Below are 17,601 nucleotides of genomic sequence, written 5' to 3'. Positions count from 1 at the left end.
TTGAAAAGACAACTAGGAGTATCGGTGTATCCCGATCACAGTGATTTTGAAACAGACAAAGCCTATCTGCAATTAGCCCATGATTATGGCTTTAGCCGCATTTTTATGAGTATGCTGGAAGTGAGTGACGGCAAAGAAAACGTGCAGAAAAAGTTTAAAGCGTTGATTGATTTTGCCAAAGGATTAGGCTATGAAACGATTTTAGACGTGGCACCAGCCATCTTTTCGGAACTAGGCATCTCCTATGATGACTTGACCTTTTTCCATGAACTAGGTGCCGATGGGATTCGTTTAGATTTAGGCTTTGACGGCAATAAAGAAGCGATGTTGACCTACAATCCCTTTGGCTTAGCTGTTGAATTGAATATGAGCAATGATGTGGCATATTTAGACAATATTTTGACCTATCAAGCCAACATTCCTTACTTATATGGCTGCCACAATTTCTATCCGCAAGAAGGGACTGCCTTGCCCTATGATTTCTTTGAAAAATGCAGTCGTCGTTTCAAGGAAAAAGGCATTCGAACTGCCGCATTTATCTCTTCTCAAACGGGAACGATCGGACCTTGGGATATCAATGATGGCTTACCGACCTTAGAAATGCACCGGAAAATGCCTGTAGAAACTGCCGCAAAACATTTGTTTGCCACAGGCTTGATCGACGATGTCATTATCGGAAATGCTTATGCTTCTGAAGCAGAATTGGCAGCGCTAGGAGCGATTGATCGCTATCAGACCGCATTTGCTATTGAATTTGTGCCTGAAATCAATGAAGTTGAACGCCAAATCGCCCTGAACGAGCAGCATTACCGTCGAGGCGACATCACCGATCGGATGATCCGTTCCACAGAAGTTCGTAAAAAGTATAAGAACCATGACAATCCTGTCCATGACCACGAAGGCGTCTTTCAACGAGGGGACGTTGTGATCGGCAACGATCGTTTTGGCAAGTACAAAAACGAGCTGCAAGTCGTGCTAGAGCCTCACTCAGATCCACGAAAAAATAAAATCGGTTCGATCGTCGAACAAGAGTTAGTTCTGCTGCCCTTTATCCATCCTTGGTCGAAATTCACTTTCACAGAGAGGAAGGTGTAACGAAATGTTTGATTTGATTATTCGTCAAGCCCGCACGATCGATGAAGAAGTATTTGATATTGGGATTCAAGACGGCAAAATCACTGCTCTGGCACCCACATTGCAGGAGCAGGCGAAACAAGAGCTGACCTTAGCAGAAGGGGAGTTCTTGTCAGCTGGTTGGATCGATGACCATGTCCATTGTTTCGAGGAAATGACGCTCTATTATGATTATCCAGACGAGATCGGTGTCAATCAAGGCGTCACGACCGTTATCGATGCGGGGACGACGGGCGCTGAAAATATCCATCGGTTTTATGATTTAGCCAAAGAAGCCAAAACCAATGTCTTTGCTTTAGTCAACATTTCCAAATGGGGGATCGTAGAGCAGGATGAACTTGCGGATCTGTCAAAAGTCAAAAAAGAATTGGTCAAAGAAGCACTGCAGAAGTTTCCTGACTTTATCGTCGGGATCAAAGCCCGAATGAGCAAAACGGTGATCGGCGAAAATGGCATCACGCCGTTGAAATTAGCGAAAACGATCCAAGCTGAAAATCAACCGCTGCCTTTGATGGTCCATATTGGTTCAGCACCACCGAATTTAGCAGAGATTCTCGCTGAATTGGAAACAGGCGATGTGGTGACCCATTGCTTTAACGGCAAAGCCAATGGATTTTTGGATCAGACGAACCAAACCATCAAGCCTTTCGTCTTTGACGCCTATGAAAAAGGCTTGGTCTTCGATATTGGTCATGGGACAGACAGTTTCAATTTTGACGTGGCGGAGACAGCCTTTGCCAATCAGCTGAAGGCTTCTTCCATTAGTACAGATATCTACATTCGCAATCGTACCAATGGACCAGTCTTTGATTTAGCGACGACTATGGAAAAATTAGCGGTCGTAGGGTATGATTGGCGTGAGATCATCGAGAAGGTGACCAGTGCCCCTGCGAAGCAATTTCATTTACAAAACAAAGGCGAGATCGCATTGGGATATGATGCTGATTTTACGATTTTCCGCTTTGAAGCGGGCGAAAAGGAATTGACGGATTCTAACGGCAATCGCCGAATCACGACACAACAGATCGTGCCGCAAAAAGCGGTGATAGGAGGGGAACTTTTTGACACTGAATATTGAAGAATTAGACTTGAAAGAAGTCATCAATGCTTCTGGCAAAATGACGATTCTAGGTGTCTCGAAAGTCAGCGAAAGCGTACTTGCAGCCCAGCGCTATGGCGGGGAACATTTCTTTGAAATGGCAGATCTAGCAGAAAAAACCGGTGCCTATTTGGCAAAATTGTTGAAAACGGAAGATGCACAGATTGTTTCTTCTGCTTCAGCGGGGATCGCCCAATCAGTGGCGGCGCTCATCGGTCAAGGCGACAGCTATCATTTGTACCACCCTTACAGTGAGAAAATCAGTAAACGGGAGATCATTTTGCCCAAAGGCCACAACGTAGATTATGGCACACCAGTGGAAGTGATGGTGACACAAGGTGGTGGGAAGGTCGTGGAAGCAGGTTATGCCAATATGTGTACTCCCGAGCACATTGAACAGATGATCACGCCCGAAACGGCGGCGATCCTCTACATAAAGAGTCATCACACCGTTCAAAAAAGTATGTTGACAGTAGCAGAAACGGCCCAAGTTGCCAAGGCACACGATCTTCCATTGATCGTTGATGCGGCTGCTGAGGAAGATTTGTTTGCCTATACCCAAGCCGGTGCTGATTTAGTGATCTATTCAGGTGCGAAAGCACTGTCAGGACCGAGTGCTGGCTTAGTGATCGGCAAGCAGCCCTATGTCTCTTGGGTACGCCTGCAATCCAAAGGGATAGGTCGAGCAATGAAAATCGGTAAAGACAATATTCTCGGATTTACCCAAGCCATGACGGATTATCTAGCGGAGGGAACAGAATCTGGGGCTTCGATGCAAGAGCGTCTGCAACCATTTATTGCGGCAATCAATGAAATCACTGGTTTCGAAGCAAAAATCGTTCAAGACAGCGCTGGCAGAGACATTTATCGGGCGAGTGTCAAAGTGAAAGAACCAAGTGCCAAAGCAGTGATCGACGCACTAAAAGCAGGAGAACCAGCGATTTATACCCGTGAGTACCAAGCCAATAACGGCATCATTGAATTTGATATCCGAGCAGTCAATGAACAAGAAATGGCAGTGATCACCGATCGCTTACAAGAAATTATGTTAGGAGCAACCCAAAAATGAAAACTTCACCCAATTATTTCGCTGACCGTGTCTGTCTAAATGTGTTAGCAAACTCCATCGACAATGCGAAAGCTTGTTACGAAGCAGCAGAGGGCAACATCGTCCTAGGTGTTTTATCAAAAAACTATGATAGTGACGAGGCGGCTATCGCTGACATGAAGAACTATCAAGTGGCAACAAATAATGCCCTTTCTGTAGGGCTTGGTGCTGGCGACCCCAATCAAAGTGAAATGGTCTCCCGAATTTCCGCTGTTCTTCAACCACAGCATGTTAACCAAGTGTTCACGGGAGCGGGGACCTCACGAGCTTTGCTAGGACAATCTGAAACGATCGTCAATGCCCTTGTTTCACCAACGGGAAAAGTCGGCTATGTCAATATTGCGACTGGTCCATTGAGTTCACAAACTCCAGCTGCAGAAGTCCCAGTTGAAACAGCGATCGCTTTATTAAAAGACATGGGCGCTAGTTCTATCAAGTATTTTCCAATGAAAGGGTTGGCTCATAAAGCAGAATATCAAGCGGTAGCCGAGGCTTGTGCCGCGAATGATTTTTATTTGGAACCGACCGGCGGTATCGATTTAGAAAACTTTGAAGAAATCTTGCAGATCGCTGTTGATGCAAGCGTGAAAAAAATCATTCCACATATTTACAGCTCGATCATCGATGGAGAAACAGGGGACACACGCCCTGGAGATGTACAGACATTAGCAGAAATGACGAAAAAGGTGTTGGCAGCAGCCAAATAGGGGGGATCAATGATGCGGATCGGTGCTTACGGTGAGGTAATGATGCGGTTGACGCCACCAGAATATCGAACGTTGGAACAGACCCACTCTTTGCGAATGGATTTTACGGGAACAGGGGTCAATCTGTTAGGCAATTTGGCGCATTTCGGCTTGACGACGTCGATGCTGACGCAGGTGCCAGCCAACCGATTAGGAGATACGGCAAAAGCCAGCTTGCGTTCCTATGGGATTCAAACGGCATTTGTTGGCAAAAAATATAGTCATATCGGCAGTTATTTCGCCGAGATCGGCTACGGCGCTCGTCCAACCTATGTGACGTATCAAAATCGCCATCATAGTTCCTTTGGCGTTTCAGGTCCAGAAGAATATGCTATCGATGGATTTTTAGAAACGATCGATCTCATTCATATTTGCGGGATCTCTCTTAGTTTGACTGAGAAAACCTGGCAAACAGCTTTGGCTTTGGCGAAACAGGCCCATGCCAAGCAGATTCGCGTCTGCTTTGATTTCAACTTCCGTCCAAGCTTGAATGAAGAATTAAATCGGGAGGTACTGAAACAACGGTATGAAACGATCCTACCCTATTGTGACCTAGTTTTCGGGTCTGTCCGTGACTTGGAGGAGCTATTGGCTTATCCCTTAGAGGAAACAGAAGGCGCCGAGCTTGCATTGATCCAATCCTTTATTGACCAGTATCAATTAGAATGGTTCTGCGGGACACGGCGTCTAGCCGTGGAAGACAAGCAGTTTATCAGCGGAAGGATCATTACGGCACAAGATACCTATGAAACGGCACCGCAGCTGCTGCAAGTGTTGGATCGGATCGGGGCAGGGGATGCCTATGCTGCTGGCGTATTATTAGGCTATGCCGAAAAATGGTCGCTCCAACGCACCGCTGATTTTGCTATCACCAATGCAGTTTTGGCTCATACGATGCTGGGAGATGTCCCCTTAACCACCAAAGAACAAGTTGAACAAGTCTTACGGGCACCTGGGAAAGACTTGATTCGCTAGAAAAAACACTTGCGTCCTTCTCTTGATGGATGACTGTGCAAAAGTAGACCAATCGGCTGCTTGTGCGCAATCATTCACCGCTTTTAGGAGAAGGACGCAAGTGTTTTTATTGTTTTAAAAAGGTTTCTACTTTTTTCTCAGGGATCACCCACAACAATAGCACGAGACTATCCAGTGTGATGATAAATAGGGGGTGGATCACCCAGCCGAGGAGCAATGCCAGCACGTTGATAAACAACGTAAAGTAGAGTTTCTTGTATCCGCGAAACAGTTCCACGATGGCTTGATTGTCAGGATTGGCACGAACCAAGGATTTTCCAACTAGGAAATAGCTGAAATCCATCAATAAAATGACAGCCCCGTATAGTAGCTGTGGGGCAAGAGCGACTGGATAACGACTGACCCATGACGTTACAAAAGGAAAGAGGGTCAGTGCCAGAATCAACAAATGATTCGCCCACAAGGTCCAACCGTCGATTTTAGACACTACTTGAAATAGATGATGGTGATTGTTCCAGTAGATCGCTAACATCACAAAGCTGATCAAATAAATAATAAATTGCTGTTCCACTCCTAAAAAAGAAGCAAAGGTATCGCCTTCGGGCTGGTGCAATTCCAATACTAATAAGGTCATTACGATCGCAATGACCGCATCGGTAAAGGCTTCGATTCGATTTTTTGACATGTACATCCATCCTTTTAAGTTTCTGTTTACTGGATCAGTGTACGCGATTGTCAGAAATTCGTCGAATGATTATTCTCGGGACAAAAGCCAACGTTCCAGCTATTTCGCAATTGGCCCATTGCCTAGTGCACCGAATAAAAACAAATCGATCGCTTCTGGCATCTTGTCTTCTTTTTCTGGTGAGTCCAAATGAGCCGCCATCAGTACTAACAATTGACTGGTGACAAATTCTGGGTCGACATCCGAACGGAGATTGGAATCACTGCGACGAAACAAGTCAAGAAACGGTTCTTTATAATTTTTCCGCCAAAGCAAGTACAGTTTTTTAGAAGTGTCCTCAGAAACGGTATGCTGAATGTCGTGCATCATCATATAAAAATTGATCCGATGCCGACTTCTTAAAAAAAGAAACATGTTCAAGATTTTTTCAGAGATCGTCAAGGAAGTATCTTCAACGGTCTGATTTAGCTTTCCAGAAACCTCTTGTGCCAAAGAAACCATCACTTCATAATAGATGGCTTCTTTGCCTTTGAAGTGATAATAAAGATTGGGTTGGGTGATGCCGACGGCTTCTGCGATCTGTCTAGTAGAAGTTGCTTGATACCCCTGCTGCATAAACAGGTTCTCTGCGACTCGTAAAATTTTTTCTCGCAAGTTCAAAGTCAGCCCTCCCAACGTTCCTGACGAAGCATTTTTTTCGCGGTAAACAAAAGTTGGATTTTCCGTTGTTTCGGTACCGCTGTTTTTTCAGCAAATACTTGATAGTTGTTTTTGCGAATCACAGTCAAGATTTCCCGATAGATCAAAGCAGCTGCTAATAGAGCTTCACGGCAATCTTCATCGATTTGCGGCATCATGACAAAAGATTCTTGATAAAGCGTCTCTGCCAGTTGCGCCTCGTGTTCCCACATCTCGATAAACTGCGGGTTTTGATTGCCAGCTGCTAAAGCCTCTCGCGAAAGGTTGTATTGCGCCAAGACCGTTTGCGGCAAATAGATGCGGCCCATCCGCAGATCCTCGCCAATATCACGTAAAATATTGGTGCGCTGCATCGCTTCACCCAATTTGATGGCAGGCTCTTGAATCGCAGCGGCTGCTTGCGAGAGAATCGGCAAGAGCATCAGACCTACACTGCCAGCTACGTAGTAACTATAGTCAGAAAGCTCTTTTTCAGAGGTGGGTTGCTGGAAGTCAAGGTCTTGTTTTTGCCCCACCAATAGGTCGAAAAAGGGTTGGAATTGCAGATCAAACTGTTGGAAAGAAAGGGTCAATGCCCGCCAAATGGCTTCATCAGGATCTTCTTCCTTGACGGCTTGCGGCAAGTCGATCGTATCGTCTGATACTTGTTTTTGCATTTCTTCCAAGCGTTTTTTCATGGCTTCGATCAACAAGGGGTCTTGCTTTTCATCGACGGCATCATCGGCACGTCGGCAAAAGGCGTAGACGGCATAGACGGCGCGGGCTTTGTCTTTTGGCAATTGAGAAAAGGCGGTATGAAAATTTTTCGAATGCTTTTTTATGATGGCCTCACAGTATAAAAAATCGTTGTCGTATTCATCAAAGACGCTTAATGATTTAACGGTCATCTTTTAACAACTCCTCCACAGCTAACTTGGCACTTTGCATCACGATTGGCACACCCGCTCCTGGATGCGTACTGCTGCCGCAGAAGTATAGGCCTTCTGCATAATCAAATTTATTATGGGGACGATAGTAATTGCTTTGGGCTAAGGTCGGTTTCAAGCCAAATGTCGCACCGTTGTAGGCATTGAACCGATCATTGAACGTATCTGGCGTATACATTTTTTCATACACGATGTGTTCATCGATATCCGTAAAGATCGTTTTTTCTTTTAATAATCCAATGATCTGCTGGCGGTAGCTTTGGATCGTTTCATCCGTCCATTGATCAAATTTAGATAATTCAGGTACTGGGACTAAAACATAAAGACCTTCTTGACCATCAGGTGCTAAGGAAGCATCTTTCAGGGTTGGGCGATACAAGTAGAAGGAAGGATCTTCTGGCAGCTTACCAGCCTCGAAAAGATCATCTACATTGCGTTTGAAATCATTGGCAAAATAAATGCTGTGGAGTGCGCTATCTTCATATTTTTTGTCCAGACCTAAATAAAGCAAGAAACAAGAACAAGAATAATCCATCGAAGCGATTTTTTGATTGGTGTATTTGCCGCGTTTTGATTCATCAGGAATCAATCTTTCCATAGCATAAGGAAAATCAGCCGCACAAATCACGGCATCTGCGGTGATCGTTTCTCCATTGACACGAACGCCTTTGGTTTGCTTGTTTTCGATCAATAATTCATCGATCGGCGTATTGTAATGGATCGTACCGCCTAATTCTTGGAACAAACGTGCCATACCAGTGGCTAACGTATACATGCCGCCTTTGATGAAATAGACCCCATACATCAACTCGATCATAGGGATGATCGTATAAAGGGACGGCCCTTGGTAAGGGGAGACACCGATATACAAGGTTTGAAACGCCAATGATTTACGCAGGCGATCATCTTTGACAAATTTAGAAATGGAAGAGTAGGCGTCACTAAACGTTCGCAGCTTTAACCCTGCCCATAATGATTTGGGATTGTAAAAATCTCGCCATGTCCGAAACGACTTGGTGATGAAGGACTCTTTGGCGATCACATAGCGTTTGTAAATATCTGCTAAAAAGGCAAAATAGCCTTGAGCATCTTCTTCTGAGATCGCTTCTAGCGTTTTGGTCAATTCTACTAAGTCATTTGAGAAGGTCAGCGGTTCGTCTTGGGCAAAATACAGCTGCAGCATCGGATCGACTTTCTCCATAGGAATATAGTCATTCGGATCAACGCCAGCAAATTCAAACACTTCACGATAAATTTCAGGCATCATCACGATGGTGGGGCCCACATCAAAGGTAAAGCCGTTTTCCTTGATCTGATTCATTTTGCCCCCAGGTTGACCTTCTTTTTCGTAGAGGGTGACGTCATAGCCAAGTTTTTGCAAACGGACAGCAGCAGCTAATCCTGACACGCCCGCACCGACAACAATAATTTTTTTCATGCTTGCTCCTTCTGCGAATCATCTGATTCGGCTTCTTTTTTCGTGTGTTCTTTTTCTTCTAAAACGCCATCTTTCATGACGAGAACCCGATCACAATAATCTGTTAAACGGGTATCATGGGTCACCATAATGGTGGCTTTTTGTTTTTCTTTGGTTTCTTTTGCTAAGATTTTGACGACTTCGACGGCTTTTTTTGAATCAAGACTCGCCGTTGGTTCATCTGCCAATATGATGGTGGGATCATGATAGAGCGCTCGGGCAATAGCCACACGCTGTCTTTCACCACCAGAAAGTTCATCGGGGTATTTGTTCTGCAGCTTTTCGATCCCAAGTTGTTCAAACAATTCAGTTGCTGATTGCTCTTGGGTTTCTTTGCTGACCTTATCCACTAATTGGAGTTGCTTTTTGACCGTCAAAAAAGGGACAAGGTTGGAAGCTTGTAAAATAAAGCCGATCTTTTTGAAACGAGTTTTTGCCCGTTGCTTTTCTTTTTGTTTACTGAAGGGTTCGTCATTGATAAACACTTCGCCTTCAGAGGGGGCTTGCAGACCACCGGCGATCGTTAGAAAGGTACTTTTCCCAGAGCCAGAAGGACCGATGATGGCGACAAATTCGCCTTTTTCTACCGAAAAGTTGGTTTCTTTCAAGGCTTCAATTGTCGCATCCCCATCTTTAAATGATTTTTTGACTTGTTTGAATTCAATGGCACTCATGTTTTTTCCTCCTATCCGATTGCTTTCAATGGGTCGATTTTTACAATCGTTCGCACCGAGAAGAAAGCACCTAGCATCGCGATCAGAATCATCATGACACTGATACTAGCAAAGAATAATAGATTGATTTGGAATGGCACTGCCGCAGGTAACACGAGGGCGGTACCGATCGTTGCCAAACCACCGATCAAAACACCCGAGGTTGCCAATAAGAACGTTTGGGCGATCACCGAAAAAGCAATGTAGCGGCTAGAGATCCCTTGAGCTTTCATGACACCAAAAATTTCTGATTTTTGCATCGTTAACACATAGATAAAAATACCGATAACGATGGCAGCGATCACGATCAAGAACCCGATCATAAAGCCAAAGGTCAGCACTTGTGCGTTGTAACCAGGCAATTCATTAATAAATTTGCTGATATCCGTGGCGACCAGATCATCTGGCACTTCTTTGATTTTGCCACGAGTCACGATCGCGTTGATACGGGCATTTTCAGAATCATCTTCTTTTTCAAAACGAATTTCTTGATAGGCACCGATCGAGGTGTAGAGGACCGGAGCGACACTGAAGCGGGCGTTATCTGTAAAACCGACGATTTTTAATTTTTTGTCACTGCCTGCTAATTTGATGGTGTCACCAATGGAAATCCCGTATTCTTCCTCAATACTGCTGTCGGCGACCGCTTCATCATCTGAAGCAAACATCTCGCCATCGGTAATATTGGGTGCTAAAAATTGATCTGGATCAATGCCGAAAAAGGTGACATCGACTTTTTCACCGTTGCCTTCTTTGGTCACAACTCCAGCGGTTTGCGCCAAAACTGCTTTTTCTGGTGCATCGACTTCATCATAAAGACTGCGAGGAAGCATCGACATGTTTAAATTATCATTTGCTTCTTCGGTCAACAAAATTTGATCTGCCTCCCATTTGTCGACCGCCATCCGATTATCTTGAGCCAACCCATAAGCTAACCCAGTTAAAAAAAAGACCAAATAGGCGATTAAAAACATGACCCCTGTGACTAGGGCGTAACGCAATTTGGAATGGCGTATTTCATTGATTGCCAAAAACATAACGATTCCTCCTAATATTTTATCACTTGATAAAATAAAAATACCATTTTTTTTATTTTCAGCAAACTATCTTGCTTACAAAGAGTAAATTCGGTGAAAAAAGGAAGGTTATTTAGAAGGGGCGTCTGTTGATTGAAGAAAACCACTTGCTGCCCTTTGATTTGAATAGACGCGTAGGAGCAGCGAAGGGGCGGGGGATTTTAGTGGAGAAAGAACGTTTAGAATAACAGTAAAAGCCCTCTGATTCAGTGCAGACACAACTGCGGCGCTGAATCAGAGGGTTCCTATTTGAAGTCTGGTGCTGGATCAAAGTGTCAATCGTCAGTTTCTTTGCTTGTAGCGATAACTAACGGCACGATTTTTTCAAAGGAGTGACGGAAGCTTTCAGGTTGTGCTAATTTTTGATAGATGATCGCCAAACCGTCTTGGTTTTTGCGATAATCCAACCAAACCTTCAGCTCACTTTGAGGACCGTATTTCTTTGAAATGTACTGATACGCTTCATGATGCAATTGTTCTAAATCTGTCAGCTGCTTTTTCTCATAAGCAAAAAGCAAGGTTCGCTTGAGGATTCGCTCAAAATCTAAGTCGCGATCGGCTTCGGAAATAATTTTGCCATAAAGCGAGCGAGGCTCATAGGGCAGCGAGGCGCGATGATCTTCTACAGCTTCGCCGATCATTGAAATGACTGGAGGAGAGAAAAAGCGTGGCAACACAGCATCTTGTTCAACGATCTTGCGGGAATTGCTTTCGTGGTTTTTGCGGCCATAGAGCAAGCCGATATCATGGTAGGCAGCTACCGTATAGACGATATTCAGGTCAACGGGCAATGTTTCAGCAATTTCAAAACTATTTTGGATCACTTGGTGGACGTGCGCTGGGGAGTGACTGCTATCCAATTGGTTGTATTGCGGGATGATGGAGCTTTCAATATAGTGCTTTAGCTGTGGATCAATCGGTGCATCAATCTTCATTTGTCTGGTTCTCCTGCCTTTCATGTGCTAAATGAGGGGGAATTGAGCCAGTGCCAAACCGATCAATTGTTTCTAGACCTAGCGGCTGACGACAAAAGCCAAAGGGCTGTCCATCAATGGTGATTTGCTGCTTGAGCCACGGAAGGTAACTGATGGTATTGGTTGGATCGCCAGCAGCTGCTTGTTCCATATTCTGCCATTCATTCGACTTCGAAATCGTTGCATTACCTTGGAGTAACCTTTGCCAAATCACCTGGATCTCCTTGGGACAAAGGTTTCCTGCCATTGATGACAGCCCGTTAAACCCTAGTACGACCTTTTCCGCCAAGTCCGCTTCACCACCAGCATAAAAGCGAAAATCGGCAGCCGTCTTTGTTTTTAGTTGAGGCACTCGCTCCTTCCTGCCAGCTTCTTTTAAGCTGATCACCCGAGGGTCAGCGATCAAGGTCAAGAGACTTTCTGCAGATAAATCAAAGCCCGTGCGGCGGGGATTGTTGTATAAAATAACTGGTTTTTCGCAAGTATGGATCAATCCTTGAGCATAGAGCACGGCTTCCTTTTGGGTCAGGCAAAGATAAGGGGGAAAGCCTAAAACCACACCATCGATTCGGGGATTTTTGCTGATTGTTTCTGCCAACGCGAGCGTTTCATGAAATACGATGCCAGCTAAACCGAAGAGGACTTCGAAATCGGCTGCCCAGCTGGTTTCTTGCGCTAAGGCATGTAGAAGCTGTTTTTTTTCTGTTAAGGTCAATGAGTGCTGTTCACCGGTGGAGCCGCACACCAAAACCGATTTGATCCCTTGTTTTTGCAGTTGCAAGATATGGGCGATCGTCTTTTTTGTGTCAAGTCTTTCTGCATGATCAAATGCTGTTGGGACGGCAATATGCAATGAGTGATTCAATGAAGTCATCCGATTCATCCTTTCTTGTGATACGTTTAGCCAGCGATGTTCTTCTTGCTTCTGGTGCAAGCCAAGGAAGACGAAACAACTGATTATCCACTAAGTGTAGCAAACTTCTCGTTTCAGCAAAAGGCTTAGCAAAATATTTTTAAAACGGTGGTTGCGTTTTCAAATAAAGCATGGTATTATGCAAGTAATAAAACAGGCATGTGACTGGTAATGCAGGCAGGACCTATAAAAAACATGGAAGGGATCGTTGGATTCCGTTCAATGTTTTTGTAGGTGCTGCCTGCTTTTTTCTTTGTTTGGCCAACAAAGGAAAACTAATTAAAGGAGAAGAAAATTATGAATGTAAAAGAAACGGCAACTGCCATCGTTGAGTTGATTGGCGGAAAAGAAAATATCGCACATTTGGAACATTGCTCCACACGCTTGCGCTTTACCTTAAAAGACAATAGCCTCGTACAAAAAGATGCCTTGGAAAAAGTCGATGGCGTGATTGGGGTGCGACAAAATGTCCAATGCCAAGTCATCATCGGCAATGATGTCGTCGAAGTGTATGATGAGGTTATGAACGTGTTAGGTCATGAGCTAACAGCGGATGGAGGAAGTGAAGGCAAACAAAAACAATCGTGGGGTGCGGTCCTGCTTGATTTTATTATCTCGATTTTTCAACCGTTGATTCCAGCAGTCGCTGGAGGGGGCGTCTTGAAATCCTTACTGTTACTTGCTTCTGTCACTGGATTGATGGACAATACGAGCCAGACGTATCAAATTTTGAATCTGATCGGTGGCGCACCATTGTATTTCTTACCGATTTTAGTGGCGATCACCACGGCAAATAAATTAAAGGTCAACCAATTGGTGGCGGTTTCCGCTGTCGGTGCCTTGATTTTGCCTGAACTAACGACACTATTGACAGATGGCGCAGCCTTCATGGGCTTCGGTTTACAAAATATCGCCTATGCGTCACAAGTATTTCCAGCCATTTTAACGGTTTTATTTTACGCTCAAATTGAAAAGCTGTTTACCCGAATCTCACCAAAACCGATCCGTATCTTCTTTGTTCCAATGATGAGCTTAGTTATTACGGTTCCAGTTGCTTTATTGATTTTAGGCCCATTAGGCTTTGAAGTCGGAACGATTTTTTCAGCAGCGATCATTTGGCTGTATGCCCATTTAGGTTGGGTGGCAACAGGGATCTTAGCCGCTGTTTTACCATTGATGGTGGTTACAGGCATGCACAAAGCCATGATTCCCTATGCTGTTTCGTCCATGAGTGAGATGGGGGCAGAGCTGTTATACTTGCCTGCCTCATTGGCACATAACATTGCAGAAGCTGGTGCTTGTTTTGCGGTGAGTGTTCGGACCAAAGACCAAAAACTTCGTTCAACCGCTGTTTCTGCAGGCATCTCCGCCCTTTTTGGCATCACCGAGCCTGCTTTGTATGGGGTGACGATCCTGCATAAACGAGTGCTTTACGGCGTGATGGCTTCCAGCCTAGTTGGTGGAGCGGTGGCTGGTTTGTTTGCCATCAAGGCATTCGCATTAGTTGGCCCTGGTCTAGCAAGTATCACTATGTTCGTGGATGAAGCCAACCCGATGAATCTTGTGTGGGCATTGGTCACGTTAGGGGTATCCTTTGCTGTTTCCTTTGTCCTTGTCCTTTTCTTATTCAAAGACAAAGTGGTAGAAAATAAGACGACGGTTGCCGATCCCAAAGCCGAAGTATTGAGCAAACCAGTAGATGGGCAAGTGGTAGCTTTATCTGAAGTCAACGATGAAGTCTTTTCAAGCGGTATGATCGGAGAAGGGTTCGGGATCATCCCGACGTCTGGCGAATTGATCGCACCTGAAGATGGCGAGATCACGATGTTGTTTGAAACCAACCATGCGATCGGGTTAAAAACCCGCAATGGCGCAGAATTGCTCTTTCATATCGGCTTGGATACCGTTCAACTAGAAAGCAAACACTTTACCCCTTACGTAAAAGCGGGGGATCGAGTGAAACAAGGGCAACCGCTGATCCAATTTGATCTAGATGCCATCAAAGCAGCTGGTTTTGATCCAATCGTGATCTGTGTGGTCACCAATCAAGAAAACTTTACAGTCAAAACGATCGAATCAACCGATGAGCAAAGCGACCAAGGTGTCCTATCGATCGCACCACTCGTCTAAACAAATGAGCAATGCAATAAAAACAATGTAAAAAGGGGATTGAAAAAATGACTGAAACAACTTTTCCAAAGGACTTCTTATGGGGTGGCGCTATCGCCGCAAATCAAGTAGAAGGAGGTTGGAATCTTGGCGGCAAAGGCTTGTCGGTGGCGGATGTGGCGACCTACAAACCTCATGTCGATAACAAAGATTATGCGGCGCACATGAGCGTGACCGTAGAAGCCGTCAAAGAAGCGATGGCAGATCCAACAGATACCATCTATCCAAAACGGCGAGGAATCGATTTCTATCACCGCTATCCAGAAGATTTGGCTTTGTTTGCGGAGATGGGCTTTAAAGTGTTGCGATTGTCGATTGCGTGGACCCGTTTGTTCCCAACCGGAGAAGAAACGACACCCAATCAAGAAGGGATCGCTTTTTACCGCAATGTCTTTCAAGAAATGCAGCGCTTGGGGATCAAACCGATCGTAACGTTGTCTCACTATGAAATGCCGCTAGCCCTTAGCTTGAAGTACAATGGCTGGGTGGAACGTAAAGTAATCGATGACTTTGTCCGCTTTGCAACCGTCTGTTTCGAAGAATTTGGGGAGTATGTGGAATATTGGCTGACCTTTAACGAAATCGACAGTATCCATCGTCATCCCTTTACAACAGCAGGCATCATTCCAGAACAATCAGAAGCAGGCAAAGAAGAGCAAGAGGTGTATCAAGCGCTCCATCACCAATTTGTTGCCAGCTCATTAGTGACCAAAATCGCTCATGAGAAAAACCCAAACAATAAAGTTGGCTGTATGTTAACGAAACTAATGACGTATCCATTGACTTGTGACCCATTGGATGTTGAATTGACCTTAAAGAAAAACTTGGAAAATGATTTTTATGCGGACGTTCAAGTCAAAGGGGCTTATCCGCGAATGATTGAAAAAGATCTGGAAAAACGCGGGATCAAGATTGAAATGGCACCAGAAGACCGCCAAATCTTGAAAGATCACACCGTTGATTTTCTTTCCTTTAGTTATTATATGTCTATGGCCGAATCAGGTGATCCAAATGCCGAACGGACACCGGGCAATACGGTTTTAGGGGTGAAAAATCCCAAGCTGCCATCAACTGAATGGGGCTGGCAGATCGATCCTAAAGGCTTGAAAATCTCCTTGCTTTCATTGTATGATCGGTATCAAGTGCCATTAATGATCGTTGAAAATGGTATGGGCGCCGTTGATGTCCTTGAAGACGGCCAAGTGCATGATCCGTATCGGGTCGATTATTTCAAGGCACACTTCAAACAAATGAAGGAAGCCATCGATGAAGGGGTCGATTTGATTGGTTATACTTCTTGGGCACCGATCGATCTGGTCAGTGCTGGTACGTCACAAGTGACGAAACGCTATGGCTTCATTTATGTGGATGCCGATGATGAAGGAAACGGCAGTTATGACCGTTTGAAAAAAGATTCCTTCGACTGGTACAAAGAAGTGATCGCCACCAATGGCGCAAGTTTGGCAGAATAAACAGTGAGGAGCGAGAGTGCATGATTTACATCAAGAAAGTCTTAAATTCAAGTGTCGTACTTGTTGATAAGGAAGGCCAAGAAATGATTGCACTTGGGAAAGGCATCGGCTATGGAAAGAAAGTCGGCGACAGCATAGCCGATACCCAGATCGATCAAGTTTTTCTGCCAATCGATGAAAAAAAATCAGGTCAGTTTGCCGATTTAGTGGATGAGATTCCGTTGTACTATTTTGAAATGACCAAAGAAATCGTCCAGCTGGCGCAAAAAATGCTGCCATATCCGCTAAATTCAACGATTTACCTCACCTTATCGGATCACTTGCACTTTGCTGTAGAACGTCAGCAAAAAGGCTTGAGTGTGACGAATCGGCTCTATTGGGAAATCAAGAATTACTATACAGATGAATTTCGAGCCGCCGAACGGGCACTACGTTTGTTGAAAGAGAAGTATCAAATTGAGCTGCCAGAAGAAGAAGCCTCCAATATCGCGTTTCATTTGATCAATGCCCAGTCGAACACCGAGGAAAATCAAGATGGGTTGAAAAAGGCCAAATTGATCGGGTTGATCGTCAATATGGTGCGCTACTCGATCCAGCAAGACGTCAACACCAATTCGATCCATTACAATCGCTTTATCACCCACGTGCGTTTCTTCGTTGACCGATTCTTTTTGGATGGGCTGCTGCAAGAAGAAGATGAAGGACTATACCGTCAAATGTGGGCTCTTTATCCGAATGCTATGGAGATTGCGACAAAAGTCAAAGCCTATATCGATAAAGAATACCAAACGAAGATCCCTGTCAATGAAATCGTCTATCTAGGCGTTCATATCAATCGATTGATGAATCATTCAGCGATCAATTCCTAAGCGTCCTCATTTTAACAAACATAAACAAGCCGTTTCCCTTTGCTGGAGAAACGGCTTGTTTGTGTTTAGTAGGCTTGCTTGTTAGGAATCACGCCTCGAACGCCGCCTTTTGGCTGCTCCACGTCGCCTTGGTAGCGTGGGATCAAATGACAATGGCAATGAAAGACCGTCTGTCCAGCAGCCTCCCCGCAATTGAAGCCGATGTTGAAGCCGTCTGGTCGATAGGTTTCCAATAAATAAGCTTTGCCTTCCTGCAACAAAGCCTGCAAGTCTTGTAATTCCTCTTGGGTGAGAGCAAAATAATCCCTGCGATGCGCTTTGGGGATCAATAGCAAGTGTCCAGGGGTGACGGGGTACTTATCAGCGATCGCATAAAAGCGTTCGTTTTCAATGATCGCATGTTTTGAGGCAGTACAAAAAATACAAGTCAAAATCTTTCGCTCCTTTTTCTTGGCTTGATAGCGTATCAATACTTATCTTTAGTGTACCAAAAGCTGATTTGAAATGAAACGCACGACAAAAAGCATGTCCTTTTGAGTCAATTGACAGTAAAATAAAAAAAAGTT

17 protein-coding genes are annotated in these 17,601 nt (G+C 44.6%); 8 read left to right on the top strand and 9 right to left on the bottom strand.

Annotated elements, in window-relative coordinates:
* From IGJ05_RS05090 to IGJ05_RS05070, 5 genes are read left to right on the top strand one after another with little or no spacing between them, the layout of a single operon-like run.
* Positions 1-1,095 carry a DUF871 domain-containing protein gene (locus IGJ05_RS05090; protein WP_142437068.1) on the top strand — a complete coding sequence of 365 codons (1,095 nt, stop codon included), beginning with the start codon at positions 1-3 and terminating at the stop codon, positions 1,093-1,095.
* Between the two features lie 4 nt (positions 1,096-1,099).
* Entirely contained in the window at positions 1,100-2,212 is a 1,113-nt protein-coding gene (locus IGJ05_RS05085) for an amidohydrolase/deacetylase family metallohydrolase (protein ID WP_317755927.1), read from the top strand.
* Positions 2,196-3,302 carry a DgaE family pyridoxal phosphate-dependent ammonia lyase gene (locus tag IGJ05_RS05080; RefSeq protein ID WP_142962710.1) on the top strand — a complete coding sequence of 369 codons (1,107 nt, stop codon included), beginning with the start codon at positions 2,196-2,198 and terminating at the stop codon, positions 3,300-3,302. Before IGJ05_RS05085 ends, IGJ05_RS05080 begins: the two co-directional genes overlap by 17 nt.
* Entirely contained in the window at positions 3,299-4,048 is a 750-nt protein-coding gene (gene dagF, locus IGJ05_RS05075) for a 2-dehydro-3-deoxy-phosphogluconate aldolase (protein ID WP_142437071.1), read from the top strand. Before IGJ05_RS05080 ends, dagF begins: the two co-directional genes overlap by 4 nt.
* A gap of 9 nt (positions 4,049-4,057) precedes the next feature.
* The gene (locus IGJ05_RS05070) at positions 4,058-5,062 is read left to right on the top strand and encodes a sugar kinase (protein WP_086295013.1); all 1,005 of its coding nucleotides are present in this window, start codon (positions 4,058-4,060) and stop codon (positions 5,060-5,062) included.
* A gap of 106 nt (positions 5,063-5,168) precedes the next feature.
* On the opposite strand, the gene IGJ05_RS05065 is transcribed toward IGJ05_RS05070, so the two are convergent.
* The 8 genes from IGJ05_RS05065 to IGJ05_RS05030 form a co-directional block, all read right to left on the bottom strand.
* Complete coding sequence (locus IGJ05_RS05065) at positions 5,169-5,747, bottom strand: TMEM175 family protein (RefSeq protein ID WP_317755928.1); 579 nt, start codon at positions 5,745-5,747, stop codon at positions 5,169-5,171.
* A gap of 99 nt (positions 5,748-5,846) precedes the next feature.
* A complete protein-coding gene (locus IGJ05_RS05060) occupies positions 5,847-6,407 on the bottom strand; it encodes a TetR/AcrR family transcriptional regulator (RefSeq protein WP_010747950.1) in 561 nt (186 codons plus the stop codon).
* Between the two features lie 2 nt (positions 6,408-6,409).
* Positions 6,410-7,333, bottom strand: a complete 924-nt coding sequence (locus IGJ05_RS05055; protein ID WP_010747951.1) for a phytoene/squalene synthase family protein — start codon at positions 7,331-7,333, stop codon at positions 6,410-6,412.
* Complete coding sequence (locus IGJ05_RS05050) at positions 7,323-8,810, bottom strand: phytoene desaturase family protein (RefSeq protein ID WP_225000736.1); 1,488 nt, start codon at positions 8,808-8,810, stop codon at positions 7,323-7,325. Before IGJ05_RS05050 ends, IGJ05_RS05055 begins: the two co-directional genes overlap by 11 nt.
* Positions 8,807-9,523 (bottom strand): ABC transporter ATP-binding protein, encoded by a 717-nt coding sequence (locus IGJ05_RS05045; RefSeq protein ID WP_005225713.1) that lies wholly within the window; start codon positions 9,521-9,523, stop codon positions 8,807-8,809. Before IGJ05_RS05045 ends, IGJ05_RS05050 begins: the two co-directional genes overlap by 4 nt.
* Before the next feature lie 11 nt (positions 9,524-9,534).
* The gene (locus IGJ05_RS05040) at positions 9,535-10,599 is read right to left on the bottom strand and encodes an ABC transporter permease (protein ID WP_086338379.1); all 1,065 of its coding nucleotides are present in this window, start codon (positions 10,597-10,599) and stop codon (positions 9,535-9,537) included.
* Between the two features lie 314 nt (positions 10,600-10,913).
* Complete coding sequence (locus IGJ05_RS05035) at positions 10,914-11,573, bottom strand: HD domain-containing protein (protein WP_005225715.1); 660 nt, start codon at positions 11,571-11,573, stop codon at positions 10,914-10,916.
* Positions 11,563-12,486 carry a dihydrodipicolinate synthase family protein gene (locus IGJ05_RS05030; protein ID WP_225000737.1) on the bottom strand — a complete coding sequence of 308 codons (924 nt, stop codon included), beginning with the start codon at positions 12,484-12,486 and terminating at the stop codon, positions 11,563-11,565. Before IGJ05_RS05030 ends, IGJ05_RS05035 begins: the two co-directional genes overlap by 11 nt.
* Positions 12,487-12,822: 336 nt before the next feature.
* Between IGJ05_RS05030 and IGJ05_RS05025 the strand changes: the two genes are divergently transcribed.
* Genes IGJ05_RS05025 through IGJ05_RS05015 form a run of 3 tightly spaced genes read left to right on the top strand, consistent with a single transcriptional unit; the run spans position 12,823 to position 17,035 of the window.
* Positions 12,823-14,655 (top strand): beta-glucoside-specific PTS transporter subunit IIABC, encoded by a 1,833-nt coding sequence (locus IGJ05_RS05025; RefSeq protein ID WP_225000738.1) that lies wholly within the window; start codon positions 12,823-12,825, stop codon positions 14,653-14,655.
* Between the two features lie 47 nt (positions 14,656-14,702).
* Positions 14,703-16,166, top strand: a complete 1,464-nt coding sequence (locus IGJ05_RS05020) for a glycoside hydrolase family 1 protein (RefSeq protein WP_015509472.1) — start codon at positions 14,703-14,705, stop codon at positions 16,164-16,166.
* Positions 16,167-16,186: 20 nt separating this feature from the next.
* Positions 16,187-17,035, top strand: a complete 849-nt coding sequence (locus IGJ05_RS05015; RefSeq protein ID WP_225000739.1) for a PRD domain-containing protein — start codon at positions 16,187-16,189, stop codon at positions 17,033-17,035.
* Positions 17,036-17,100: 65 nt separating this feature from the next.
* Here the strand turns inward: IGJ05_RS05015 and IGJ05_RS05010 are convergent, their stop codons facing one another.
* Positions 17,101-17,505, bottom strand: coding sequence for an HIT family protein (locus IGJ05_RS05010; protein ID WP_144055301.1), 405 nt, complete (start codon positions 17,503-17,505; stop codon positions 17,101-17,103).
* Between the last annotated feature and the right edge of the window lie 96 nt (positions 17,506-17,601).

Origin of the sequence: Enterococcus sp. AZ167 (assembly GCF_051714025.1) — a bacterium.
In the GTDB taxonomy this organism is placed as follows: domain Bacteria; phylum Bacillota; class Bacilli; order Lactobacillales; family Enterococcaceae; genus Enterococcus_D; species Enterococcus_D casseliflavus.
This window is presented reverse-complemented; position numbering and strand designations above follow the sequence as displayed.

Coding starts and splice junctions, on each gene's coding strand:
- IGJ05_RS05045 (WP_005225713.1), bottom strand. CDS start 9,523: ATGAGTGCCATTGAATTCAAACAAGTCAAAAAATCATTTAAAGATGGG.
- IGJ05_RS05055 (WP_010747951.1), bottom strand. CDS start 7,333: ATGACCGTTAAATCATTAAGCGTCTTTGATGAATACGACAACGATTTT.
- IGJ05_RS05030 (WP_225000737.1), bottom strand. CDS start 12,486: ATGACTTCATTGAATCACTCATTGCATATTGCCGTCCCAACAGCATTT.
- IGJ05_RS05050 (WP_225000736.1), bottom strand. CDS start 8,810: ATGAAAAAAATTATTGTTGTCGGTGCGGGCGTGTCAGGATTAGCTGCT.
- IGJ05_RS05025 (WP_225000738.1), top strand. CDS start 12,823: ATGAATGTAAAAGAAACGGCAACTGCCATCGTTGAGTTGATTGGCGGA.
- IGJ05_RS05085 (WP_317755927.1), top strand. CDS start 1,100: ATGTTTGATTTGATTATTCGTCAAGCCCGCACGATCGATGAAGAAGTA.
- IGJ05_RS05020 (WP_015509472.1), top strand. CDS start 14,703: ATGACTGAAACAACTTTTCCAAAGGACTTCTTATGGGGTGGCGCTATC.
- IGJ05_RS05070 (WP_086295013.1), top strand. CDS start 4,058: ATGATGCGGATCGGTGCTTACGGTGAGGTAATGATGCGGTTGACGCCA.
- dagF (WP_142437071.1), top strand. CDS start 3,299: ATGAAAACTTCACCCAATTATTTCGCTGACCGTGTCTGTCTAAATGTG.
- IGJ05_RS05065 (WP_317755928.1), bottom strand. CDS start 5,747: ATGTCAAAAAATCGAATCGAAGCCTTTACCGATGCGGTCATTGCGATC.
- IGJ05_RS05015 (WP_225000739.1), top strand. CDS start 16,187: ATGATTTACATCAAGAAAGTCTTAAATTCAAGTGTCGTACTTGTTGAT.
- IGJ05_RS05040 (WP_086338379.1), bottom strand. CDS start 10,599: ATGTTTTTGGCAATCAATGAAATACGCCATTCCAAATTGCGTTACGCC.
- IGJ05_RS05035 (WP_005225715.1), bottom strand. CDS start 11,573: ATGAAGATTGATGCACCGATTGATCCACAGCTAAAGCACTATATTGAA.